The organism is Nannocystis punicea, assembly GCF_026965555.1.
GTDB classification, from domain to species: domain Bacteria; phylum Myxococcota_A; class Polyangia; order Nannocystales; family Nannocystaceae; genus Nannocystis; species Nannocystis punicea.
Map to the genome: position 1 here is coordinate 465405 of NZ_CP114040.1, position 23184 is coordinate 488588.

Sequence of the window (23184 nt, forward strand, 5' to 3'; positions counted from 1 at the left end):
ACTCAGGGCGCGGTGCAGATGCCGACCGGATTCGGCTGGTCGGGGACCTCTTTGCAGGTCGTGCCTTCGGGGCAGGCCGCGTCGTTGCCGGGCGGGCAGAGGGCGGCGCAGTAAGTCGGGTCGCCCATGCCCATGGCGAGAGCGCACACTCCCATCGCATCGACGCCGGTCGCCGGGCACGTCATGCCGTCGCACATCGGCGAGCAGAAGTTGCCATCGAGGCCCATGAGCATCAGGCAGTCCGAACCCGCCGGGCACTCGCCCATCGGGCCGCAGGGGCCATACTCGCTGCCGCCGCCGCCGGTCGTGGTCCCCTCGGTCGTCTCTGCCTCGGTCGTCGCGGCCGTCGTGCTGGTGGTCGCCTCGTCGGTGGTCGTGCCCTCGGTCGTGGTCGTCGTGACCGGCCCCTCGGTGGTCGTCGGCGTGGACGTGACCGTCTCCGTCGCCGTGCTCTGGGTCGCCGTGCCGGCGTCGGTGCCGTCGGTCTCCGTCTCGGTCGCGGTGTCGTCGGTGGTCGTGCCGTCGGTCGTCGTGTTGTTGTTGGTGGTGTTGGTGGTGTTGTTGGTGGTACCCGGCGTGGTCGCGGTCGTCGCCGTGAGGACCGGCTTGCCGTCGTCACCGCAAGCCACGAGGCCGAGCGCGAGGACGGTCACCAGAGAAAAGGAAGTAAGGGAACGAATGGTCATGGTCTCTCCGCGGGAAGTTGGGGCGCGCTGCGTGCGGCCTCGCTCGCACGCTACACAACCGCGCGCCGTCGCGAAAGCCGACTTGTCGTGCGTTGGCGGACGGGCGGACTCGCGCCTCGAGGCTGCGGACCCCCGGGCGGTGAGGTCGCGATTGTCAGGAGCGTGAAACCGGCGCGAAAGCGCCCGAATTCTGCAGCGAGCGGGCGTCCACCTGGTGCCGGAGGTCCTCGGGGGCGGGTGTGATGATCTGTCCCCAGAGACATATCACGCGCGAACCCGGATGGGCCCGGTCGAGGTCCGAGATGTCATGGCAGGGCAGAGCTTGCTGGGTCGGCGCCGACACGTGTTCGAGATCGAGGATCAGCCGTGGTTGCCGCCGGCGATCCGCGACGGTGTGACGGGATATCTCAACTACCTCGGCAACCTCGACGCGCGGCCGTATCAGGGCTTCTGCGACGCCCTCGCGGCCGCCCTGCGGGTCACCGGCGAGCGCGAGATCCTCGACCTGTGCTCCGGCTCGGCCGGGCCGTTGCCGACCCTGATCGCCGAGCTCGACCGGCGCGACCTGCCGGTGCGGGTGCGCTTGACCGACCTGTTCCCCAACGCCGACGCGATGGTCGCTGCGGCCTCGACAGTGCCGGGGCGGATCGTCCACGAGGCGCGACCGGTCGACGCGACGGCGGTGCCGGCCGAGCTCGCCGGCTTCCGCCTGCTGTGCAACGCCTTCCATCACTTCCGACCCGCGCAGGCGCGGGCGATCCTCGCCGACGCGGTGGCGCAGCGGCGCGGCATCGCGTTGTTCGAGGGCGTCGGTCGCTACCCGGCGTCGATCTTCACCTGCATGGTGACGAGCCTCGGCGTGCTGGCGACGTCCCTGTTCATCCGCCCGATCCGCTGGTCGCGGCTGGCGCTGACGTGGGTGGTGCCGGCGATCCCGGCGGTGGCGACGTGGGACGGGGTGGTGTCGTGCCTGCGCGTCTACTCGCCGGACGAGCTGCGCGAGCTGCTGGCGACCGTGCCCGGGGCCGAGGACTACTCGTGGCAGATCGAGGCGGAGCCGCTGGGCCCCGTGCGCGTGACCTGGCTGGTCGGGGCGCCGCGCGCGAACGCGTGACTCGAGCTCGTCTTACGACTGCGCGGCTCCGCATGGGCCAAAGTCCGTCGATCGACGGACCGCTCACAAATACCACGAGGGACGTCGACGCGGGGGGCGCGGCGGAAAGTCGACGTAGGCCTTGTGGAGCTGACGCTCGCCGTCCCAGACCTCGACGACGGCGGACAGCCGACCCTTGACTGTGCTCACCGACAGGATCCGCGTCGCCCACGTGGCCGGATCGAGCGAAGACCAATATTTCTGCGTATCCTTGAGCGCCTGCTCCTGCAATGATTCCAGGGCCCCCTGGGGCAGGGCTGCAGCCTCCTCTCGCAGCTCCCAGCGGCCGGAGAAGAGATAGATGAATTCTTCCCGATGGCGGGCACGCGCCACGTCGTCGCGTGCCTCGCTCTCCGGTTCGTCCGACCGCGGAAACCCCAGAGCATTCAGGCGAGCGTCGAGGCCCCATTGAAAGCAATAGCACACGCCGTCGCCGCATTTGTACAGGTGCCGCATCGCTCCTCTACCCCTTCCACCGGCGCCGGCGCTTCGACGTCGGCGCCGCGGCGAGGGTGGCGAGGACGATCGGCGAGTGCCTCATCGCCCGAGGATGGCAGAGTTTGCGGTGGAGTGGGAGGGGCGGCGTCCGTGCTCGCGGCAAGCAGGAGCGTCCGGGCCGTCGCGCGCACGAGGTGGCTGCAGGGCGTGCGCGCCCGCCTCGCTGCGCGACAGGACGGGCGATCGTGCGCGCGGACGCGGCCGGGGCGGTCGCGGTATGCTCGCCGCGATGCCGCTCGAGCTCGTGCTGCTGACGACCAACGGGCGCAAGGCCGAGGAGTGGCGCCGCAACTTCGATCGCTACGGGATCGCGGTGCGGGCGGTCGCGGCGGCGGCGACCGCCGAGACCGCGCGGGCGCTGATCGAGGCGGCGCCGGCGGGGGTGCGGGTGATCGCGGTGTGTCGCGAGGACAGCGACCTGTTCGTCCACGGCACCGACGTCCGCAGCGAGCGACACGACCTCGAGCTGGTCGACCACGTGACTGCGATCGTCGCGTGGTTCATCGAGGACGGCGAGCTCCGCGAGGCGCAATATCAACACCGCGCCGAGGGCTTCGTCGACCGCTCGGACGGCGCGTGCGAGGAGGCGGGCGGCTGGTGGGACGCGATCTTCCGCCTGCGCGCGACCGGCTCGACCTATGCCGAGATGCGCGCGGGCGCGGGCAAGCAGTCGTCCCGCGACATGGCGATCTCGCGGTTCTTGCTCGACCGCGTCTATTATAAAAAGCGGGTCGACCTGTCGGCGACGCCGCGCGAGCCGGGGCGGACGATCGACTTCGATGACGACGTGGCGGCGTTCGTGCGCGCGAGCCCCTGGCTCGGCAGCCCGGCGCTGGCACCATTCGGGGTCGACCGGGTGCTGGCGGCGGTGATCGATCAGGGCGTGTTCTTCCGCGCGGCGAAGAACCGGCGCGAGCGCGTCTACTGGTGGCCGGGGCTGAACGCGGGGATCCCCTACACCCCGAAGCGGGACGGGCTCCACGAGGCGACCTTCATGATGCACGACTTCGGGCACTTCCTCCTGCCCGACCTGGTGTTCACGGGGGCGACCGGCGAGCTGCGCCGGCAGGTGTACGTGGCGTATCGCATGATCTCCGAGGCGGTGACTCTGGTGCTCGCCGACATGGTGTTCGTCGAGGCGCTGCGCCGCTCCGGGGTCGAGTACGACTGGACGCGCCGGCACGCGCACCCGCTGCTGATGGCGACGCAGATCGATCCGTCCGAGCCCGCCGGGTTGCGCGAGCTGCTGGCGGCCAACGTCGGCTATTGCGTGGAGGGCGACGATTCGCGCTGGCGGGCGCTGCTGGCCCGCGCGGGGGCCTCCGACGCGGCCCTCCGCGATTATCGACAGAAGTACGAGCCGTACTTCGTCGAGGACCTGCGGTGGACGGTGCGCAACTGGGAGACGATGACTGCCCGCGCCGGCGAGTTCACGCGCTGGTGGGCCAACACCGCGCCGCTGCGCGCGCTGGCGGACTTCGGGCTCGAGACGGTCGAGGCGTTCGCCGAGCACGTGGCGAAGGGGCCGGGGACGCTGGTCGAGCGGGTGTTCGCGCGGGTGATGGCGACGCGCGTCGAGCCGGTCCTGCGCGGGGCGGTCGCGGCGGCGTCGCGGGAGGAGCGGCGCGAGCGGGCGTTCCTCCGCTGGCTGGTCGGGCAGTTCGGGGTGTTCGCGCGATTCCCTCAGGCGCCGGGGTCGGCGCTGACGCGCTCGCGCCTGACGAGCTTCGTGACGGAGCATCGCGGGCGCCTCGCGTCGCCGGAGATCGCCCGGGCCCGCGCGTTCTACGAGCGCTTCGTCGACTCGCTGGCAGAGCACCACCTGGCGAGCCTCGACGACGCCGCGACGTGGCGCGAGGTGTTCGCGCTGGTGGAGCCGTTCTACGTGTTCTATGACGGACTCCGAGAGGCGTATGAGCCGCTGGCACAGGCGGCGGGGCGCGTGTTCGCCGAGCAGTGAGATGTCCTTTCGGACATGCAGTGACAGGGGCCGCGAGCGGGCGAAATCACTCCGGCTCCGATGTGTCTCAATGGACATGTCGATAGGGACATGCGGGCGGGCGAAAACGCCCGCGACCGCGGGGCCGGCGAGAGGTTATGATCGCGGGCTCGCATGTCCGACGCCGCCGACGCTACCCCGAATCGACCGACGCTCGCGGTCGCGACCATCGGTCATCACCACAGCGGCAAGACGTCGCTGACCGTGGCGATCACCGAGCTGCTGTCGCGGCGCACGCAGGGGGCGGTCCGGCCGGTGACCGTGCTCGAGCTCGAGCGACGCGGCGGCTTGTGGTCGGTGTTCCACGGCGACGTGCATCAGCCCGGCGAGGGGCGCATCGAGACGCGGACGATCGCAGCCAGCGAGGTCCGCTACGCGACCGAGCACCGCAACTTCGTCCACGTCGACAGCCCCGGCTGGCGGCCGTGGCTGAAGAACGCGGCGCGGGCCCAGGCGGTGGTCGACGCGCTGATCCTGGTGGTGTCGGCGCCCATCGGGGTGGAGCCGCAGACGCACGAGCACCTGCTGCTGGCCCGCGCGCTCGGGCTGTCGCAGGTCGTGGTCTTTTTGAACAAGTGCGACCGCGTGGTCGAGCTCGAGTGGCTCGACATGGTCGAGCAGGACGTGCGCGAGCTGCTGATCCGCTGCGGCTTCGACGGCGACGGGACCCGCATCATCCGCGGGGCCGCGGCGCCGGTCGAGGGCGATCGCCAGCGGTGGGAGGCGTGCATCTCCGACCTGCTCGAGGTGCTCGAGCTGGAGATGCAGATCCCCGAGCACGCGGTGCAGGGCTCGCCGCTCCTCTACCTCGATCACGTGTACTCGCGCCGGACCGGGCAGGAGGGCCTGGTGGTCGACGGACGGGTGCGTCGCGGGCAGGTGCGCACCGGCGACACTCTGGCGGTGGTCGGCTTCGGCGAGCCGATCGAGCTGCAGGTGTCGAAGCTCGAGATGAGCCGACGCAAGGTCGAGCGAGCCCAGGCCGGCGAGTTCGTCGGTCTGCGGCTGGTGCGGCCCGGGCAGGCGCTGCGGCGCAGCGAGCTGCGCACGGGCCAGGCGCTGGTGAAGCCCGGGAAGGCCGCGGTGCACCGCTTGACGGCCCACCTCGACCTGCTGGCGCCCAGCGAGCACGGCCGCCGCACGCCGGTGCGCAGCGGCCACGTCGGTCTGCTGCTGTTCGGGACGACTGTGGTCGCGGGCCGCTTCGACGTGCTCGGCCAGGAGACGATCGCGCCGGGCGAGGGGGCGACGGTGGCGGTCGAATTGGTGCAGCCGATCTATGTCGAGAACGGGATGACGTTCCTGCTGCGCGACGGCAACCAGGGGCCGGTGTTGCCGGCGGGCGAGCGGGTGCGCTGGGCCGGGTCCGCGGGCATGGGACGGGTGCTCGACGTGCGGGCCTGAACTGGGGACTCGTGCACCACGGCGCGCGCGAGGCAAGAATCGATGCTGCAGATCACCAACAACACGCCGTTCAGCGTCGGGCTCGATGTCTTCCCCGATGTCCGCGGCGTCGATACCGTACATGTCGCGGTCAAGGCCTGCTTCTGGCTCGGCAGCCCCCTTCGCGTCGCGGAGGAGCAGGTGCCGCTGCACGCCAGTGATGTGTATTGGGGCGAGCCCGGGCAGTCGAGCATCAAGGTCCCCGGAGATCGTCATCTCATCAAGCCTTGCACCGACGTATTGCTCGTCGGTCAGGCCCACGCGCCCCGCGGCAAGGCAGTGAGAGAGCTGATGGTCGAGCTCTCGGTCGCCGAGCTGCGCCAGGCCGTCCGCGTCGTCGGAGACCGCTCCTGGACGGGCGTGGCCTCGCTGTCGCGGGCGACCGCCCCGGAGCCGTTCGTCGCCATGCCGCTGGTCTACGAGCGTGCGTTCGGCGGCTGCTACGCGCCCGTGGAGGGTCGGGCGCTCGAGGAGCCGCGAAACCCGGTCGGGCGAGGGTTCCGCGGGACACGCGGCAGGGACATGAAGGGGTTGCCGCTGCCGAACCTCGAGGACCCGCGGTCACCGGTGCTGGAAGCGGGAGATGCCGCCGTCCCGGCGTGTTTCGCACCGATCGCGCCGGCCTGGTCACCCCGGAGAGAGTGCGCAGGCACCTACGACGAGGCATGGCGTCGTCATCGTGCACCTTATCTCCCGCATGACTTCGATCCCCGGTACTTCAACGTCGCGCCCGAGGCCCTCCGTGCCCGCGGATATCTGCAAGGCGGCGAGGCGGTGCGGGTCGAGAACGCCTCGTCGGAGGGGCCGCTGCACCTGGCGCTCCCGATCTGCCGACTCTCCATTGAGGTACGGATCGCGGGCGCCCGGAGAGCGTTGCGGCCGGAGCTCGAGACGATCCTGATCGAGCCGGACGAGCGACGATTGTGCATGGTCTGGCGCGCGGCGACACGCTGTGACAAGCAGGTGCTGCAGATCGATCAGGCCACGGTGTGGCTCGATGAATTGAGGCTGACATGACAGACGGGCGCGGGCGACCAGGCGCATGGGTCCACGCGGTCGGCATGACGACGTCCGTGGGGCTCAAGGCCGCGGCGACCGCCGCTGCCGTGCGGGCGGGCATCAGCCGCCAGCGAGAGAGCTCGTTCTGGACTTGCAGCGGAGAGCCGATGATCGTCGCGTTCCTCGCGGACGAGCACCTCCCGCCGCTCGCTCCGGAGCTGGCCCGGGAGAAGGGTCTGTCGAAGCGACACCAACGCATGCTGCGGCTGGCGACCCGCGCCCTCCGAGAGGCCGTGTCACCGCTCGCCCGGGTCGAATCCGTTCCCGTCGTGCTCGTCGGCCCCGAGTCTTATGAAAAGGAGAATGCAGCGATCGCGGCGGACTTCCTCGCGCATCTTCGCGTGCAATCGAACGTGTACTTCAGCCGCGTGGGGAGCTCGACGGCCTTCCAGGGCCGCGCGGGTGGCATCGCCGCGCTGGAGCACGCCTTGCGGCTGTTGCACGAGCAAAAACATTCGTATGTGCTCGTCGGCGGAGTGGACAGTCATGCCGATCTGGAGCTGCTCGGGCTGCTGGACCAGGCGGGCCGGCTGCATGCATACGGCGTGATGGATGGCTTCGTGCCGGGCGAGGGGGCGGGTTTTCTGCTGCTCTCGGCGCAGCGGAGGACGCCGGAGTCTGTCGGGTTGGCCTATCTCGCCGCGCCTGGCCTCGGCGAGGAGCGGGGGCACCGCCATAGCGAGGAGCCGCACCTCGGTGACGGGCTCGCCGATGCCGTCCGCACTGCCGTCGCCGGCGCGCCGGATGGCTCGATCGGCAGCGTCTTTTGTAGCCTCAACGGCGAGAGCTTCGGTGCGAAGGAGTGGGGCGTGGCCGCGATTCGCTCGAGCATGGCGTTTCGTGGCGGGCCGCGCTTTCTTTTAAACCATCCCGCCGACTGCTTCGGCGACCTGGGTGCGGCGTCGGGCCCCGTGCTGGTGGGGCTGGCAGCGATGGAGCAGAGGCGAGGTGAGATCCCCGGATCGAGCCTCGTGTGGTGCGCGTCGGAGGGAGCGCCTCGCGCGGCCGTTCTGGTCAGTCGTGATCCGGCGACGGATCTTCGATAGCGGGCGTGACCTCGAGCATCACGGTCGCCCACGCCGACAGCAGCGTGCTCTTGTCGGTGACCAGGACGGTCAGCTTCCGCGGACCCGGCGTGTCGGCGCTCGCTGTCGTGACGAGGCCCAGATTCCCGCCGAAGCGAAGGGCGAAATTGGAATCCGTGATGTCGATTAGCAGGTCGCGCGCGAGGTCCTCCTTCCGCATCCGGATCCGGATCGTCAACGATTCATGCACCTGCACTTGCTTGGCCGAGAGCTCCACGTGCTCGATCCGCGGCGCCACTTCGTCGACTCGCGGCACGACCTGGCTGGCGAGGTGCTCTTGCAGAGCGCCGGCGAGCTTCGTCACGTCGACGCCGGGGGCTTCGTGGGCTTTGATCGAGACGCAGACGTTCGTGTAAGCCCAGATCAGATGCGCGGACCTGGGTGGAATGGCGAAGATCGTCGATACGTCGCCCAGCTCGGCTGGACCGCGAACGTAGGGCATGACCGCCATCGTGTTCGACGTGGCGAGCTTGACGAGTCGTTGACGGGCGGCGAGCGGTCCCTCGCTCGACACGAACACCTCGATGGTGAGCCAGGCGCCTCCCTTTTTCCAGACCCACTCGTGCGTCGCTCCACCGGGCTCTACGGGGAGCGTGGTCTCGCTGAGGATGTCCCAATTCCCGCTCGGCAGGAAACCTCGGATGAGTTCGGCCGTCCACGCGAGCGCCACGCCTCGCGCAGGTTCCGTGAGCTCGACTTTGTCGAGCTCGAGCCTGCTCTTCAGTAGTTCGATCTTTTCGTTCCTCATCATCGAGCGATCTCCTCGATTCTCTTGCTGCGGCGAGGGATGATGGGGTGTACCATACGAGGGCACGAAGACCAGCAGAGTCCGCGCTGTGAAGCGGAGCATTATTGCGATGCCGGTCACACGACGGTAAATTCATATCTGCGACGGTGCCTGGAAGGTACCTCCGCTCGCGCTTGGAAGCGGCCTCAATCGAGGCATCTACGTATTGACTTCGTGACTCGGTCCCAACGTGGCGAAGACGTGCGAATCATGAGATCACGTTTCGGCAAGGAGAACGACGCGCCGCCGTGCGGCGTAGGCTAGCAACGGCGGGGTGAGCTCCCCGGAGCGAGCCTCGTGTGGTGCGCTTTGGAGGGAGCGCCTCGCGCGGCCGTCCTGGTCAGTCGTGATCCGGCGACGGATCTTCGATAGGTGGCGTGACCTCCAACGTCACGGTCGCCCACGCCGACAGGAGCGTGCTCTTGTCGGTGACCAGGATGGTCAGCTTCCGCGGACCCGGCGTGTCGGCGCTCACCGTCGTGACGAGGCCCAGGTTCCCGCCGAAGCGGAGCGCGAAATTGGAATCCGTGATGTCGACCAGCAGGTCGCGGGCGAGGTCCTCCTTCCGCATCCGGATCCGGATCGTCAACGGTTCATGCACCTGCACTTTCTTGGCCGAGAGCTCCACGTGCTCGATCCGTGGCACCACCTCGTCGATTCGCGGCACGACGTGGCTGGCGAGGTGCTCTTGCAGAGCGCCGGCGATCTTCGTCACGTCGATGCCGGGGGCTTCATGGGCTTTGATTGTGACGCAGACGTTCTTGTAAGCCCAGATCAGCCGCGCGGACTTGGGGGGAATGGTGAAAATCGTCGATACGTCACCCAGATCAGCTGGACCCCGAACGTAGGGCACGATCGCCATCGTGCTCGATGTGGCGAGCTTGACGAGTCGTCGACGGGCGGCGAGCGGTCCCTCGCTCGACACGAACACCTCGATGGTGAGCCGAGCGTCGCCCTTGCCCCAGACCCACTTGTGCACCGCTGCACCGGGTTCTACGGGGTAGGTGGTATCTCCTCGGACGTCCCATGTCCCGCCTGGTAGGAACCCTTGAACGAGCGCAGCCGTCCACGCGAGCGCCACTCCTCGCGCGGGATCCGTGAACTCGAGTATGTCGAGCTCGAGCCTGCTCTTGAGTGTTTCGATCTTTTCGTCTCTATTCATGACCGAGCGACCTCCTCGATTCTCCTGCTGCGGATCATGGCTGACGGGATATACCACAGGTAGGCACGCAGACCAGCAGCACCAGCGCCGTGAGGCGGTGAATCACGTAATGATGGTGACACCGGCGAAAATTTTCATGTCCGCGACGGTGCCTGGGGTATCGCCCCGCAGGCGCGTGGCGGCCGCATCGATCGAAGCATCGATATACTGCTGACGCGACTCGGTCCCGAGGTGCGGCCCCGCGCACGCATCGTGGATTTTACCGTGCTCGACGAAGGCGTGGTTGCCGAAACCCGTCCGCAGAGGATCGTCGGCCGCGACAATCTTCTCGGTACCGTAGAATTTGAAGAACGGACTATTACACAATCCGATACCCACGAGATTCGCCGGGTGGATGAAACCGAAGGGGGTGAGGAAAATCCATTTGACATTGGCCCCGACCGCGCCTGCGAGCGCCTGGATGGCTCCTGCCTGATCGTAACAATTGAGGATCGAGGATGCCCTGGCGAGATAGTCCGAGAGTACGAATTCACCGCCGTCGTAGTCGACGCCAAAAAACGATCCGCCGCCCTCTGTATCGTACTCCATCTCGTGGTCGGCGTGACAGTAGCGGGTGATGTTGGCGACCACTCTGGCTTCCTCGTCCGGTTTGAGGCCGATCACCGGCCCGCGCTGACAGACGAGTCGTAGCGCTTCTACCCACACGCCCGGCTTGTACGGCGAGATCGGGCGCGCGAGGATGAAGAACAGTTCGACAAGGCTGGCATTCAGCGCCCAGCGGCCGAGGTCACCCGCTTCGATGCTCCATTGCAGCAGGCCGCGGAGGTGGCTGATGGCTTCGGGCAGTTCTTTGATCTGCGCCTTGACTGTGTGCTCTCCGACCGCGAGCGGGCAGTCGCCCTCGATGACGATGGGTCCGATCGAGCCGACCAGCTTCCCCGTGCCGGAGACGTTCACGCATTTGCTGACCCGCACCTTGATCTCGACGTCTTTGGCACCGCCCGCGCCGTCCACGAGATACACGGCGGCTTTCTTCGAGTAGGGGGCCTCGGGCAGGCGAAGCTTTTCGGCGAGCTCCCAGGGGTCGGACAGATCCTCGCCGATGCGCCAATGCGGCGCTCGAATTTCGGCCTTGTCCCGCGCCGCCGTGATGCCGGAGTTAAAGCTGACCTCGGTCACCTCGCCCTGCCATTCACGTGGAGGGCTGGACGCTCCGGGGACTCCGACAGGTTCGCCGATCTGCACCATCTGCGCTCATCCGCCGATGTTCTTCTTGTTGTGAAACAGGGGATCTCCGAGGCGGCAGACGTTCTTGCCGGCGAACTTGACGTTGAAGGAGAAGTTCATGAACTCGCAGGGGCCCCGGTTGGAGCCCGAGATCACGCCGCCGGCGGTCCCCGGCTCGTCACCGTACGAGCGGCTGTACTGGGCGCCCTCGACCATCGGCATGCAGCCGTCGACCGAGACGTTCTTGGGGCCCTTGGAGGTGTCCGAAGCCTTGCCGGTGTTGGGATACGGGATCGGCACCGGGCCGCCCGGCATCGGCGTCTTGCACACGTCGGGGAACACCACGCTGGCGCCTCCGCTCTGTCTGTGGACCACGCCGCGTCCGTTGGCGAACACCGTGCACTTCATGAGCATCACCCTTCGTCGAGGAGGACAGGCCGCCGTGGGGCGCAGGCTAGCATATCGCCTTGGCACCCTCGCAAGGACTCGTCGCGCTCGAAGATGCGCCGACGCCCGCCCGGGTCCGCGGCGTCGGGGCTGCCTTCATGCAGCCTCGCTAACTGCGCACCGGGCAGGCGCCGGCAAGACCGCGGTGCGCCGCATGACGGCGCACCTCGACCTGCTGGGACGAGGGAGAGCGGCCGCCGCACGGACCGGCCGCGGCCGGGGCGGCTCACTCGAACTCGATGCGTCAGTGCGGCTGCAGCCTGGCGTGCGGCGCACCGGGTCGGCGCTGGTGAGCCGGGCAAGACCGCGGTGCGCCGCATGACGGCGCACCTCGACCTGCTGGGACGAGGGAGAGCGGCCGCCGCACGGTCGGGCCGCGGCCGGGGCGGCTCACTCGAACTCGATGCGCCAGTGCGGCTGCAGCCTGGCGAGCTGCGCACCGAGCCGGCGCTGGTGAGCCGGGCAAGGCCGAGGTGCGCCGCATGACGGCGCACCTCGACCTGCTGCGACGAGGGAGAGCGGCCGCCACACGTACCGGCGCAGCGGCCACATCGGCTTGTACTTGTTCGGGACGACGGCGGTCACGGACTCGGCCGCGCCCGAGGGCCGGGTTCACTCGAACTCGATGCGCCAGTCGTCGATCCGGCGGTCGGCCTCGTCGAGATGCGTGATGTTCGAGGCGACCTTGAGCTCCCACACTCCCTGGCGCGGCAGGTTGGAGCGGAAGAAGATCGTCTTGACGTCGCCGCTGATCTTGCCGGCGTTGTCCGCCGGGTTCTGCAGCGTGTACTCGACGCCGTCGGGGGCGACGAGGTGAATGTGCAGATTGCCGGTGTCGTGCTTGATGTCGACGTGGACCCGCACGCGGCTCGCGGTGCCGGTCCCGAGGGTGGTGATCTTGCTCGACACCCACTCCAGCGGGCCGAGGCCGAGGCTGCCGCGGGTCGGGATCGTGACGTCGGTCGGGTTCTCCCAGCCGTCGACCCCGACCTGGCTGACCACCTCGGCGCGGTGACCGGTGGTGGTGGCCATCACCCGCGCGATCTGCTGCGGGGTCAGATGGTGGTAATCGCCGAAGCAACCGTTGAAGTAGCTCATCAGGTTGCGGCGGTCGGGAGTGACCGAGTACTCGACCGTCGGGTAGGGCGAGGGGTAGTCGATGGACACGGAGATGGTGTCTTCGCTGATGGTGCAGGCGCTGCCGTGGACCGCCGCGAACAGCTTGGGGCCCGGGTCGGGCGGCGTATCGTCGATCGGGAAGCTCGCCAGGTACGCGTAGTCGCCGGTGAGCGGGACGAGGGAGGCGTCGGGGTCGTACAGCGCCTCGAGGATCTCCTCGACATTCTGCGGCTCGAGGGGGGTGGTGTTCACGAGGTTCTTGATCTGGCTCTCGAAGGCGGCGAGCGTCGCGACTTCATTGAAGGTGTGCGGCGCGCAGAAGTAGTGGCCGAGCTCGTGGGCGAGCAAGGTGCCTGCGCCGAAGTTGCCGATCATGTTGAGGACGTCGCCGCTGCACGAGGACGAGCTCTTCGAGATCGTGTAGGTGTTCCACATCTGCGTCGCAGCGTTCCACGCGACGCCCCCGGTCCCGTTGCGGGAGAACACCGTCACCGCGCCGTCCGCCTCGTTCAGCGCGGCGGTCGAGCTCGCCTCCCCGTAGGCGTAGGTATCCGGGCACAGCATCGTCGGGTTGGCCCCGGCGCCGAACGACGCGAGGTTCGCCACCGGCGTGCAATGATTGTTCAGGCCGCTGTGGTTGCGGTGGCCGACGAAGTCGCTCTCGGCGTCGATGCGGAAGCGCAGGGCGCTGTCGCTGCGGTAGTGGAGCGCGTTGGCCCAGTCGATTGCGCTCTGCGCGTTCGCCTTGGTGAGGGTGGAGCATTTGGTGCCGTTGTCGTCGCAGAGCCGGATGAAGCGCAGCGGCGCCTCCTGGTAGTAGCGCTTGACCGCAGTTCCGTATTTGGGCAGAGGCAGATCGGGGTCCGGGTCGATGGGGCCGAGGGTGGTAAAGCCCTGTAGGGGCTCCGGCTCCGGGGCGGCGAGCAGGTCCGCCGCCGCGTCGACATCGACGGGGGGAGCGGCGTCGCAGAGGAACACGTCGGCGACGGCGGCGTCCTGGCCCGGCCCGGCCTCGGCCAGCGCCTCGTGCTCCGCGGACTCTTCCCCCGGGTCGCAGCCGACAAAGGCCGTGAGAGGTAGCGCCAGCGCGACGCTCGTGACGGTGATGATGCGAGAGAGATGGATGCGAATCTTCATAATGGATCTCGTCCTTCCGACATCCTCCTCAGCACACGGCGTGCCAACGCCACGCGGCGCGATGCCCTGCTCCGACGCGCCTCGAAGCGGAGGTTCGCGGCGACGCGGCCGTGGTCGGTGCCGGCCCTGTGCCGGCACAGTGCCAAGCCACATGGCCGCGGGCACGGCCGGTCCTGTCGCGCCCGACGGCTCCCAGGGCGGCGTCCTGCCGAGCGCCTGCCAATCGTCGAAGCGAGCGGTTGTGCGCCCGACCCGGAGGAATCGCGGCTACCGAGTCACGGACGCGTCCGCTGAGTGGGGGCGGATCCGTGGAGACGCGCGGGGCTCACCAGCTGATCGGCTCGAAATCTTTTAAAAAAATGCCGCGCAGGAATTCGCCGTCGCGAAGGCCGCGGACGATGGGGTCGCAGACGCGGGCGGCGGCGTCGACGAGGTCGAGGGGGGGCATGAAGCCGCGCTCGCGCATGGCGTCGGCGATGGGGGCGGGGTTCTCGTTGGAGGCCCAGCCGGTGTCGACGCTGGTCATGTAGATGCGGTCGGTGGCGTAGTCGTCGGCGGCGGTGCGCGTCATCATGTTGAGCGCGGCCTTGGCCATGTTGGTGTGGGGGTGGTACGGGGCCTTCCAGTCGCGGTCGAAGCGGCCCTCGGGGGCGGAGACGTTGACGATGAAGGCGGCCCCGACTGCGCGGGCCATGGTCGGTCGCAGGCGGGCGTTGAGGACGAACGGGGCGACCGCGTTGATCAGCTGGACCTCGACCATCTCGATGGTGCCGACCTCGTCGAGGCGCAGGCGCCAGCTGTTGCGCTCGCGCAGGTCGAGCGGCTGGCCGAAGCCGTCGTCGCTGCGCTGCGGGAACAGCGGGTGCTCGGGGAGCGAGATGTCCCCGGGGACATGTGGCTGGGCGAGCAGCGACTGCAGCGCCGGCGGCAGGGCCTCGTGGCGGGCCTCGTCGGCGAGCAGGGCGGCGTGGTACTCGGGCGGGCGGTGGACTGTCTGGGCGGCGTTGTTGACGAGGATGTCGAGGGCGGGCAGCTCGGCGTCGAGCCGGGCGGCGAAGGCCTCGACGCGGGGGATCTGCCGCAGATCGAGGTGGACGATCTCGAGGCGGTCGCGAAAGTCGGCGAAGTCGGGCTCGTCGGCGAAGCGGCGGGCGGCGTCGCGGGCGAAGCGGGTGGTGACGATGACGCGCGCGCCCCAGCGCAGCAGCCTCAGCGCGACCTGATGGCCGATCTTGATCCGCCCGCCGGTGACGAGGGCGACGCGGCCGCGCAGGTCGACGAGGTCGCCGCGACGGGCGTAGCTGCGAGCGGCGCACGCGGGACACAGGCGGTCGTAGAAGAAGTGCAGGCGCCTGTAGGGCTGCTTGCACACGTAGCAGGGGCGGGCGGTGTGCAGCTCGTGAATGGTGGGATCGGGAGGTTCGGAGGTGGCGGTCGCGACGCCGAGCTGGCGCCGGCGAATGGCGGCGTCGTCGATGCGGGCGCGATCCTCGGCTTGCTGGGCCTCGCGTCGACGGCGGTCGCGGCGGCGCTCGCTGCGGGCGTGGCGGCGATCGTCGCGGTGAAAGCCGAAGATGGCGCGGCGCAGGTCGACGAGCTGCGGGTGATCGCCGCGGAGGAGAGATGGCCGAAGGGACAGGTGAGAGAGGAGGCGCAGCGCGGCGGCGAGGTCGGCGTCGGTCAGCGGGGGCGGGAGCTCGGGGACGGGCGCGAGCGGCGGGAGGACGCGGCGCAGGCGGGCGAGGTCGGGCGAGGGCCGCCGCGCGGGCCGACGGTTGGCGTTGTGAGCGAGGCGGGCGACGAGGCGCTGGCGGAGGTCGGTGGCGAGGTCGCCGAGGTCGAGGGCGCAGAGCTGGGAATTGGATTTTTCGAGGGCGGCGACGAGGGCGGCGGGGTCGGCCGAGGGCGGGAGCGCGAGCCGGTGCCAGCGGCCGTGGGCGAGGAGGCGAACCCACTCGGCGGTGGCAGGGACGTCGAGCGGCTCATTGCCGCCGAGGCGGAGGTCGGTGATGTTTGTGTCTTTCAAGGCATGTCCGATGAGACATATGGATGCAGGGGGGAGAGCGGTGCCGGCGAGGTCGAGGCCGCGCAGCGAGGGGTGGCCGGCGAGCGCGGGCAGGAGCTCGGCGAGCGATCGCGGGCCGAGCGGGTTATTGCACAGCGAGAGGTGCTCGAGCCGCGGGTGGCGAGCGAGGAGCGCGGCGAGGTCGGGCGCGAGGTCGGGACCGAGGGCGCAGTCGCCGAGCCAGAGGCCGCGCAGGGCCGGGAGGTCGAGGGCGGGGAGCAGGGCAGCGAGGTCGAGTCCCTCGAGGTCGAGGTGCGCGCCGGGCAGGACTGCGCCGTGCACGAGCCGCCGGGGCTGTGCGAGCTCGGGGTCGCTGCAGAGGTCGGCGAGGAGGCTCGCGCGGTCGATCGGCGTGGCCATGAAGGAGCGCGACAGCGCGCGGCGGCGATGATACACCGCGGGCGATCGTGTTACGCTGGGCGCAGCGATGCCGGACGGGGCGACGATCGAGGTGGCGATGATCGTGCCGCGGACCGAGGCGGAGGGGCCAGGGGTGCGCTACGCGGTGTGGGTGCAAGGTTGCCCGTTGCGCTGCGCGGGCTGCTGCAACCCGGAGATGCTCGAGTTCGGCGGCGAGGGGACGAGGCGCCGGTTGGCGGCGGACCTGGTCGAAGAGGCATGTGACTCGGGGGCCGAGGGGATCTCGCTGCTCGGGGGGGAGCCGTTCGCGCAGGCGGAGGGGCTGGCGCCGCTGGCCGAGGGCGTGCGAGCGCGTGGCCTCTCGGTGATGATTTATTCGGGCTACTCCCTGGCGGAGTTGCAGGCGCAAGGACCGGCCGCGGCGCGGCTGCTGGCGGCGACCGACCTGCTGGTCGACGGGCGCTTCGAGGCGAAGCTGCGCTCGCAGACGCGGCGCTTCATCGGCTCCGACAATCAGGTGCTGCACTTTCTGACGGATCGCTACGCGTCGGACGACCCGAAGCTGCGGGGCGGCAACACTGTCGAATTGCGGATCCGCGGCGGCGAGATCACGCTCAACGGCTGGCCCGTGCTCGGGCCGCGCACACGGGTGGCGCGATGAGCCTGTCGGTCGGCGTCGACGAGGGGCACGCGCTCGAGGTGCTCGCCATGCGGAGCCGCGGCGGCGAGAGCACGCTCAACGGCTGGCCCGTGCCCGGGTCGCGCACATGGGTGGCGCGATGAGCCTGTCGGTCAGCGTCGACGAGGGGCACGCGCTCGAGGTGCTCGACATGCTGATCCGCGGCCGCTCGGTCCGGATCGTGCCCTCGCAGCCGGTGTCGCAGCCGCGGCCGGAGCTGATCGAGGTGGCTGGGCGCAGGATCGCGGTGACCTGCCTGCGGGTGCTGGTCGAGTCGGGCCGGCGCGAGCGAGTGGTGCTGCGCCGCGGTCGTCGCGTGCGCGGACGGGTCTGGGACGCGGCTCGCAGCGAAGGCTTTCGCCTGCGCTTCACCGAGGCGACCTACGAATTGTGGGTGCAGGCGACGCAGCGGCTGGCGGAGATCGCCCGGCCCACCGAGGTGGTGGAAGGCGAGGGCAGCTCGCGCAAGGCGCGGCGGCAGATCCGTCGCATCATCAAGATCGCGGGGACCGACACCGGTGATTGGCTGGTATACGCGCTGGCGGTGCGCCACCTGGCGCGCATGAACATGCCGCGGGAGATCCGCGAGGACCTCGGGCGGCGGCTGTGCCTCGGCTCGCCGCTGGCGACGCTGTTCGCGCTCGAGGACTGGTCGCGCCAGGTCGACGGCGAGGAGTCGTCGGGCAAGGTGGAGCTGCTGCTGAACGGGCCGCAGGTGGTGCTGCTCGAGTGCCTCGACGAGGTGCTGGCGGAGCAGTGGGCGGAGCAGATCGCGAGGTGCATGCGCTGGTCGCCGGGCGAGGAGCGGGCCGAGCGATTGCTGGTGGCGGCGCGCGTGCTCGAACAATTTATCGAGGCGATCGACTTCCGGGCCCGGCTCGATCTGGCGCGGCCGCTGTGTCGCGCGCTGGCGCGCCTCGCCACGGGCGAGTGGGGGGATCCGCCGGCCGTGGTGTCGGCGCAGCTGGTCGCGGACTCGGGGCTGATGCTGCGCTCGCAGCAGGACGCGCTGCGGCGGGCGCTGGCGCGGCTCGTGGGGCTGGGCGAGCGATTGGCCGGGCTGCGCGAGGCGATGACCCGCCACGCGTTCGGCGACCGCCGCTACGAGGAATCACAGCTCTATCTCGAGCTGCACGACACGGTGCTCCGGCCGCACCTCGCGCGGCTCGATGCGCTGGCGCGAGTGCTGACGGGTCGGTTGGGGTGAGCAGCCATGGCATCACGTCGTCGGTCGATTCGGCGAGCCGGAGCTGCTCGGAGCGATTGTCGGCAGTCAAGCATCGAACTGCGAGCGTCGTCGCCTGGGTGGTGCTGTCGGCGTGTGCTCCCCGGTCCTCGTCGGGGCCACCGAGCGAATCGTCGAAGCCGGTGCATGCCGAGGATTCGGCCGCGCCCGTAGCGGTCGAGACGAGGCCGTCCGTCGCCGAGAGCGACCTGCCGGTCATCCCGCCCGATCCGGCCGAGCAGGTCGACTTCGAGCTCTCGGCGCTGAGCTTCGGTCCATGCCGTCCGATCGACGCGGATCACGAGGAGCCGTTCGTCGTCGGGCACGGAGTGGAGGGCTGGAGCGAAGGGGAGCCGCTGTGGGTGATGACGAACGCCGGCGGGGCCGTACGGGCAGCTGCCGGCAAGCGCTTCGAGTATTGCGGGTGGGGCATCTTGAAGTCCTCCGAGATGACCGGGTCTGCGGATATTGAGGAGACCTGTGTGCCGGCGTGGACCCTCGTGACCGCGGCTCCTGTCCGTTGCGAGGAGCCGCTCCGTAACAGCTTGCCCGAGCGCCTGGTCGAGCGCCCCGGGCCCGAGCCGAACCTGCTGTTCGCCGTCCATCGGCGCCACCGGCCGCCGACGCTGGTGCCGATGAGCTTCGAGGTGCGCGTCCACGCGGTGTGCCAGGACCCGGACAAGGACTTCGACGAGCCCGGGGCGAAGATTCCGGTCGAGGACGCCGCTGCGCCGATCGACCGCCGCTTCGCGCAGCAGGTCTCGCAATTCGACAGGCAGCATTGGCGGGCGATACGCGTCAGCTCCACGGGAGCGAGCGAACCACCGTTGCACGTGGTGCACACGGCAGAGGCGCGCAACATGGTGAAGCGCTCGCAGTGGTTCGTGTTCCGTGAGCACGCCGACGGCAGCGTGACGTCGCTGGTGGCGAAGGCGGACCGCGTCTGGCACGACAGTCCCATGGCCCGCGAGCGCCATTGTGGTCTGCCGTACATCGTGCCTTTTCCCGTGCTGTCGTTCATGCACGCCGGCAAACTGCACTGGGTGACCGGGATGGAGAGCGAGAAGATCGAGGCGCGGGTCTGGGAGGTCGGTGACGAGCGCTTGCGTCACGTCCACACGTTGCCCGTCGCGCTCTACGCGCCCAAAGGATGAGCGAGTCGGGCATGAGACGCTGTCGGGTCGCAGTCCTGAGCGGGGTCGTCGTCGCGGGCGGATGCGGCGATCGTTCGACCTCTCCAGAGGTTGGGGGCGAGTCGGAGGCGGCCCTCGCGCGGCTCGAGCGATGTGCGGAGGAGGTCGAGCGGGTGTGGAGCGCCCATCCCGGCGAGCGCGCCGCTGCCGTGGCCGCGTGGTGGCCCGGGGCCAGGATTTGCGCGGCCGAGGTGTTCGCGGGGTGCGGCGAGGTCGCTTCACTCGCGGGGCCGGGAGACATGCTGCAGGTCGCAGAGGCGTGCGCGCGCGCATACTGCGGCCGCTTCGGTCGGGGCCCGCGGCTCTGCAGCGGGACCGAGGTGCTGCGCGGCGCCGACGAGGGGGTCGCGCGGCAGGCGGCGTCCGAGTTCCTGAGCGCGAAGCTGGCGCTCGATCTCGGGCTCGATCGCGGGGATTCGCGGGTCGTCCGCATCGCCGACGCCCACGCCCGGTTGTGGGCGGTCGAGGCGATGCGGGGAGAATTGCTCGGCCCGCTCGAGTTGTCCGTGCGCATCGACGGCGATGGCTTCACCGTCCGCTCGCGTCCTCTGCCGCCGCGGCTCGTCACGGCCGATGCGTCGGCCTCGATGCACGATCCCGCCAGGTGGGATTATGACGGGCTCGAGCGTGCGGCTCGAGAGCTGAAGGCGAGGTACCCGCGGGAGTCCGTGGTCGAGGTCCAGTTCGGCGCGGAGATCCCGATGGAAGTCGTGGTCCGGTCGATGGACGCGCTGGCAGGCCGAGGTTGCGAGTCGCGAGGGGACGGCGCTCCGGAGTGCCTGTTCTGGCAGCCCGTGACGGTCGACTTGCCGGCGTCTCCATGACGAGGGCGTCCTGGCCCAGGCGCGCTCTCGAACGGCGCTTCGGGCCTCGCCAGGGCGCGGAGGGGTCGGTTAGGATGAGCGTCCGCGAGGAGGCAGCGTGAGCCGAGGGTACCGCATTCGCATGAGAGATCCGAACTGGCGGCCGGTCACGTACCACGACGCGGCGAAGCAGGTCGAGACGGCCGACGCGATCGAGATGGACGTCGGGATGCTCGAGATCCTGCCGGAGGGGGCGATGACGACGCTGCTGCGCGAGGAGCTGGCGGCGAGCGGCTGGTCCAAGGGACAGGACGGGACGATGTCGCGCAGGTTCGGCGAGGTCGAGGTGACGCTGGCGCCCGACGGCCGGACCGTGACCGCGCGCGCGGCGGCGTCGAAGCAGGTGACGACGCGGGCGACGAGCGAGGCGCAGGCGGCGTCGCGGCTGGAGGAGGCCGGCAAGCGGGTGGAGCGCGACCTGGCGCAGGAGGTGGCGCGGCGGCTCGGGGCGCAGGAGGGCGAGATCCGCGGCGAGCTGCAGGCGGCGCTGCAGAAGGTGTACGTGGAGGCGCTGCGGCAGAAGGCGGCGTCGATGGGCCAGATCGAGAGCGTACACGAGGGCCGCGGGGCCGACGGCGAGCTCGAGCTGACGATCAAGGTGCGGGTCTAGAGTGCGACGCACTGTGCCGATCGAGACCCTGCCGGGTGAGGTGCGGGTCGAGGACGCGGTCGAGATGGCCTGCGCGCAGGACGTGACGTTCATCGAGGAGCGGCTGCGCCGCGGGATGAGCGTGCTGGTCGAGTGCGACAAGGAGCTGGCGCTGCACGTGTACCTGGCCGTGCGCGCGCGGCTGCGTCGCGGGGCCGGCAACGGGCGCGGGCCGCAGATCGTGATCGTGGACGGGCGCCCGCGCGAGGGCGAGGAGAGCCGCGGCAACCTGGCGTCGATGCTGTCGCAGCTGACGACGGCGATCCGCGGCAGCGTGGAGCGGACGATCATCGTGCTGCTGCACCTCGACGTGCTGACGACGACGCACACGAGCCTGACGATGGAGGCGCGCGAGGCGATCCCGCTGCTGTACGAGAACCCGGAGGCGATCCTGCTCGGCTTCCGCGACCCGAGCTTCCAGCTGCCGAAGGTGATCGAGGGGGTGTTCGCGGTCCGCCGCGAGATCGTCGGGGTGCCGCGCGAGTCGCTGGCGAAGATCGTGACGCAGCGCGAGGCGAAGGCGATCGACGCCGACAACTTCGACCCGTTCGCGCTGTATAAATATGTGTCGGGGCTGAACCCGGTGCGGCTGCGGCGATTGATGCAAGCGGTCGGGCTGCGCCGCGAGGCGATGCCGGGCCGCTCGCAGGCGGCGCAGGTGTACCGCGAGCTGCGGCGGCAGACGGTCAGCGAAGACGTCGAGCTGCCCAACGTCGATCTCGAGCGCGACATCGGCGGCTACCCGGAGGTGAAGCTGCGGCTGCGCGAGGAGCTGCTCGACCTGCTGCGGCGCAAGGACAGCCTCGGCAGCGAGGGCGAGATCCAGGCGCTCGAGGGGCTCTTGCCGCGCGGGATTATCTTTCACGGGCCGCCCGGGACCGGCAAGACGTACTTCGCCAAGGCGATGGCGACGGCGATGGACGCGACGGTCATCATCGTGTCGGGGCCGGAGCTGAAGTCGAAGTGGGTCGGCGAGAGCGAGGAGAATCTGCGCCGGGTGTTCCGCCAGGCCCGCCGCAGCGCGCCGGCGGTGGTGGTCTTCGACGAGATCGACGCGTTCGCCCACGCGCGCGGGACGTACGAGGGCTCGGGGGTCGAGCACTCGATGGTGAATCAGCTGCTGACCGAGATGGACGGGTTCCGCGGCAGCGAGAGCGTGTTCGTGGTCGGGACGACGAACTTTTTGGAGAGCCTCGACGGGGCGTTGCTGCGGCCGGGGCGGTTCGAATTTTTGATCGAGATCCCGGCGCCCGGAGTGCAGGACCGGCGCGAGATCGTGGAGATCTACGACCGCAAGCTCGAGCTGGGGCTGTCGCGTGAATTGCAGGAGCACCTGGTGCGGCGCACGGAGGGGCTGGCGGAGCGGGCGCGCGGGCTGCCGTTCACGGGCGACCACATCTACGCGGTGTGCCGGGCGCTGAAGCGGCAGGCGATCCGCACCGGCGAGAAGAAGTTCACGCCGGAGGACATCGACCGCGCGCTGCAGCGCAAGACGCGAGCGGCGGTGGTGCTGAGCCCGGCGGAGGAGCGGGTGGTGGCGATCCACGAGGCCGGGCACGCGCTGCTGGCGATGCTGGTCGAGCACGCGACGCCGCCGGAGCGGATCTCGATCGCGGCCGACATGGAAGGGGCGCTCGGCTACGTGCTGCGGGCGGCGCGGGCGCGGCCGTACGCGATCACTGCGGCCGACATGCGCGCGGACATCTGCGTCGGGCTCGGGGGGATGTGCGCGGAGCGGCTGGTGTTCGGCGAGGTGTCGATCGGGGCGCACACGGACCTGCAGCAGGTCAACCGGATCGCGCTGGCGATGGTCGAGGAGTACGGGATGGGCGCGAGCACGGGGGTGCTGGTGCGCCTCGACGACGCGCCGCGCCACGGGACGCCGATGTCGGAGCGCCGCCGCGAGCGGGTCGACGCCGAGGTGACGGAGATCCTCGAGAAGGAGCTGGCGCGGGCGCAGGAGCTGTTGACCGGCCACCGCGCGATGCTCGAGGCGCTGGCGGAGACGCTGCTCTCGCGCAAGGTGCTCGACCGCGCCGAGCTGAGCGCGCTGACGAAGGGAGAGAGCCATGGCTGAGGTGACGATCCGGCTGCGCCACAACCCGCGCACGGGCGAGCGCGAGGTGGTGATCCACTACGAGTCCGACAGCGACGCGCTGCCGCACGAGCACGAGCGCGACCACCGGGCGCTGGCGGAGCGGCTGATCGGCCGGCCGCTCGAGCAGGTGCTCGGCGGGATGGTGGTCGACCGCGTGGTGGTCGAGAAGGCGCCGAAGGCCGGGGCGGCGGCCGCAGAGGAGGCCGCGCGCGAGAAGGCCGGGGTGCGCGGCCAATAGCCGGAGAAGTGA

21 protein-coding genes are annotated in these 23184 nt (G+C 69.9%); 13 read left to right on the forward strand and 8 right to left on the reverse strand.

Features of this window, described 5'->3' with window-relative positions; translation table 11 throughout:
• Nucleotides 1-2: 2 nt before the first annotated feature.
• Nucleotides 3-686 (reverse strand): hypothetical protein, encoded by a 684-nt coding sequence (locus O0S08_RS01720; RefSeq protein ID WP_269037188.1) that lies wholly within the window; start codon nt 684-686, stop codon nt 3-5.
• A 307-nt stretch (nt 687-993) separates the two neighbouring features.
• Between O0S08_RS01720 and O0S08_RS01725 the strand changes: the two genes are divergently transcribed.
• Complete coding sequence (locus O0S08_RS01725) at nt 994-1800, forward strand: class I SAM-dependent methyltransferase (protein WP_269037189.1); 807 nt, start codon at nt 994-996, stop codon at nt 1798-1800.
• Between the two features lie 63 nt (nt 1801-1863).
• Here the strand turns inward: O0S08_RS01725 and O0S08_RS01730 are convergent, their stop codons facing one another.
• On the reverse strand, nt 1864-2295 hold the full coding sequence (locus tag O0S08_RS01730) for a hypothetical protein (RefSeq protein ID WP_269037190.1): 432 nt from the start codon (nt 2293-2295) through the stop codon (nt 1864-1866).
• Between the two features lie 271 nt (nt 2296-2566).
• Here O0S08_RS01730 and O0S08_RS01735 point away from each other — a divergent pair, with 271 nt between their 5' ends.
• From O0S08_RS01735 to O0S08_RS01750, 4 genes are all read left to right on the forward strand, one after another.
• Nucleotides 2567-4297: a hypothetical protein gene (locus O0S08_RS01735; RefSeq protein WP_269037191.1), complete on the forward strand. Its 1731-nt coding sequence runs from the start codon at nt 2567-2569 to the stop codon at nt 4295-4297.
• 153 nt (nt 4298-4450) lie between these two features.
• Nucleotides 4451-5740, forward strand: a complete 1290-nt coding sequence (locus O0S08_RS01740; RefSeq protein WP_269037192.1) for a GTP-binding protein — start codon at nt 4451-4453, stop codon at nt 5738-5740.
• Nucleotides 5741-5782: 42 nt separating this feature from the next.
• The gene (locus O0S08_RS01745) at nt 5783-6796 is read left to right on the forward strand and encodes a DUF2169 family type VI secretion system accessory protein (RefSeq protein WP_269037193.1); all 1014 of its coding nucleotides are present in this window, start codon (nt 5783-5785) and stop codon (nt 6794-6796) included.
• 44 nt (nt 6797-6840) lie between these two features.
• Nucleotides 6841-7884, forward strand: a complete 1044-nt coding sequence (locus tag O0S08_RS01750; RefSeq protein ID WP_269037194.1) for a beta-ketoacyl synthase N-terminal-like domain-containing protein — start codon at nt 6841-6843, stop codon at nt 7882-7884.
• Here O0S08_RS01750 and O0S08_RS01755 read toward each other — a convergent pair.
• The 6 genes from O0S08_RS01755 to O0S08_RS01780 all read right to left on the reverse strand — a co-directional run bounded on the left by O0S08_RS01755 (nt 7853) and on the right by O0S08_RS01780 (nt 16227).
• Nucleotides 7853-8674 (reverse strand): hypothetical protein, encoded by an 822-nt coding sequence (locus O0S08_RS01755; RefSeq protein ID WP_269037195.1) that lies wholly within the window; start codon nt 8672-8674, stop codon nt 7853-7855. The genes O0S08_RS01750 and O0S08_RS01755 overlap by 32 nt on opposite strands.
• Before the next feature lie 376 nt (nt 8675-9050).
• Nucleotides 9051-9689, reverse strand: a complete 639-nt coding sequence (locus O0S08_RS01760) for a hypothetical protein (protein ID WP_269037196.1) — start codon at nt 9687-9689, stop codon at nt 9051-9053.
• Between the two features lie 285 nt (nt 9690-9974).
• On the reverse strand, nt 9975-11120 hold the full coding sequence (locus O0S08_RS01765) for a hypothetical protein (protein WP_269037197.1): 1146 nt from the start codon (nt 11118-11120) through the stop codon (nt 9975-9977).
• Between the two features lie 6 nt (nt 11121-11126).
• On the reverse strand, nt 11127-11507 hold the full coding sequence (locus O0S08_RS01770) for a DUF4150 domain-containing protein (protein WP_269037198.1): 381 nt from the start codon (nt 11505-11507) through the stop codon (nt 11127-11129).
• Between the two features lie 651 nt (nt 11508-12158).
• The gene (locus O0S08_RS01775) at nt 12159-13802 is read right to left on the reverse strand and encodes a proprotein convertase P-domain-containing protein (protein WP_269037199.1); all 1644 of its coding nucleotides are present in this window, start codon (nt 13800-13802) and stop codon (nt 12159-12161) included.
• A 325-nt stretch (nt 13803-14127) separates the two neighbouring features.
• Entirely contained in the window at nt 14128-16227 is a 2100-nt protein-coding gene (locus tag O0S08_RS01780) for an SDR family NAD(P)-dependent oxidoreductase (RefSeq protein ID WP_269037200.1), read from the reverse strand.
• Nucleotides 16228-16294: 67 nt separating this feature from the next.
• Between O0S08_RS01780 and O0S08_RS01785 the strand changes: the two genes are divergently transcribed.
• The 8 genes from O0S08_RS01785 to O0S08_RS01820 all read left to right on the forward strand — a co-directional run bounded on the left by O0S08_RS01785 (nt 16295) and on the right by O0S08_RS01820 (nt 23172).
• The gene (locus tag O0S08_RS01785) at nt 16295-16888 is read left to right on the forward strand and encodes a 4Fe-4S single cluster domain-containing protein (RefSeq protein WP_269037201.1); all 594 of its coding nucleotides are present in this window, start codon (nt 16295-16297) and stop codon (nt 16886-16888) included.
• A complete protein-coding gene (locus tag O0S08_RS01790) occupies nt 16885-17010 on the forward strand; it encodes a hypothetical protein (RefSeq protein WP_269037202.1) in 126 nt (41 codons plus the stop codon). Before O0S08_RS01785 ends, O0S08_RS01790 begins: the two co-directional genes overlap by 4 nt.
• Complete coding sequence (locus O0S08_RS01795; protein WP_269037203.1) at nt 17007-18113, forward strand: hypothetical protein; 1107 nt, start codon at nt 17007-17009, stop codon at nt 18111-18113. The genes O0S08_RS01790 and O0S08_RS01795 overlap by 4 nt, the downstream gene beginning before the upstream one ends.
• Nucleotides 18114-18274: 161 nt before the next feature.
• Nucleotides 18275-19285: a hypothetical protein gene (locus tag O0S08_RS01800; RefSeq protein ID WP_269037204.1), complete on the forward strand. Its 1011-nt coding sequence runs from the start codon at nt 18275-18277 to the stop codon at nt 19283-19285.
• 152 nt (nt 19286-19437) lie between these two features.
• On the forward strand, nt 19438-20148 hold the full coding sequence (locus O0S08_RS01805; protein WP_269037205.1) for a hypothetical protein: 711 nt from the start codon (nt 19438-19440) through the stop codon (nt 20146-20148).
• Between the two features lie 97 nt (nt 20149-20245).
• On the forward strand, nt 20246-20797 hold the full coding sequence (locus O0S08_RS01810; RefSeq protein WP_269037206.1) for a hypothetical protein: 552 nt from the start codon (nt 20246-20248) through the stop codon (nt 20795-20797).
• A gap of 13 nt (nt 20798-20810) precedes the next feature.
• Nucleotides 20811-22913, forward strand: coding sequence for an AAA family ATPase (locus tag O0S08_RS01815; protein ID WP_269037207.1), 2103 nt, complete (start codon nt 20811-20813; stop codon nt 22911-22913).
• Nucleotides 22906-23172, forward strand: coding sequence for a hypothetical protein (locus tag O0S08_RS01820; RefSeq protein WP_269037208.1), 267 nt, complete (start codon nt 22906-22908; stop codon nt 23170-23172). Before O0S08_RS01815 ends, O0S08_RS01820 begins: the two co-directional genes overlap by 8 nt.
• Nucleotides 23173-23184 lie beyond the last annotated feature (12 nt).

What these genes read in the sequence shown, in the direction of transcription:
- O0S08_RS01720 (WP_269037188.1), bottom strand. Translation starts at nt 686, where the DNA reads ATGACCATTCGTTCCCTTACTTCCTTTTCTCTGGTGACCGTCCTCGCG.
- O0S08_RS01725 (WP_269037189.1), top strand. Translation starts at nt 994, where the DNA reads ATGGCAGGGCAGAGCTTGCTGGGTCGGCGCCGACACGTGTTCGAGATC.
- O0S08_RS01730 (WP_269037190.1), bottom strand. Translation starts at nt 2,295, where the DNA reads ATGCGGCACCTGTACAAATGCGGCGACGGCGTGTGCTATTGCTTTCAA.
- O0S08_RS01735 (WP_269037191.1), top strand. Translation starts at nt 2,567, where the DNA reads ATGCCGCTCGAGCTCGTGCTGCTGACGACCAACGGGCGCAAGGCCGAG.
- O0S08_RS01740 (WP_269037192.1), top strand. Translation starts at nt 4,451, where the DNA reads ATGTCCGACGCCGCCGACGCTACCCCGAATCGACCGACGCTCGCGGTC.
- O0S08_RS01745 (WP_269037193.1), top strand. Translation starts at nt 5,783, where the DNA reads ATGCTGCAGATCACCAACAACACGCCGTTCAGCGTCGGGCTCGATGTC.
- O0S08_RS01750 (WP_269037194.1), top strand. Translation starts at nt 6,841, where the DNA reads ATGACGACGTCCGTGGGGCTCAAGGCCGCGGCGACCGCCGCTGCCGTG.
- O0S08_RS01755 (WP_269037195.1), bottom strand. Translation starts at nt 8,674, where the DNA reads ATGATGAGGAACGAAAAGATCGAACTACTGAAGAGCAGGCTCGAGCTC.
- O0S08_RS01765 (WP_269037197.1), bottom strand. Translation starts at nt 11,120, where the DNA reads ATGGTGCAGATCGGCGAACCTGTCGGAGTCCCCGGAGCGTCCAGCCCT.
- O0S08_RS01770 (WP_269037198.1), bottom strand. Translation starts at nt 11,507, where the DNA reads ATGAAGTGCACGGTGTTCGCCAACGGACGCGGCGTGGTCCACAGACAG.
- O0S08_RS01775 (WP_269037199.1), bottom strand. Translation starts at nt 13,802, where the DNA reads ATGAAGATTCGCATCCATCTCTCTCGCATCATCACCGTCACGAGCGTC.
- O0S08_RS01780 (WP_269037200.1), bottom strand. Translation starts at nt 16,227, where the DNA reads ATGGCCACGCCGATCGACCGCGCGAGCCTCCTCGCCGACCTCTGCAGC.
- O0S08_RS01785 (WP_269037201.1), top strand. Translation starts at nt 16,295, where the DNA reads ATGCCGGACGGGGCGACGATCGAGGTGGCGATGATCGTGCCGCGGACC.
- O0S08_RS01790 (WP_269037202.1), top strand. Translation starts at nt 16,885, where the DNA reads ATGAGCCTGTCGGTCGGCGTCGACGAGGGGCACGCGCTCGAGGTGCTC.
- O0S08_RS01795 (WP_269037203.1), top strand. Translation starts at nt 17,007, where the DNA reads ATGAGCCTGTCGGTCAGCGTCGACGAGGGGCACGCGCTCGAGGTGCTC.
- O0S08_RS01820 (WP_269037208.1), top strand. Translation starts at nt 22,906, where the DNA reads ATGGCTGAGGTGACGATCCGGCTGCGCCACAACCCGCGCACGGGCGAG.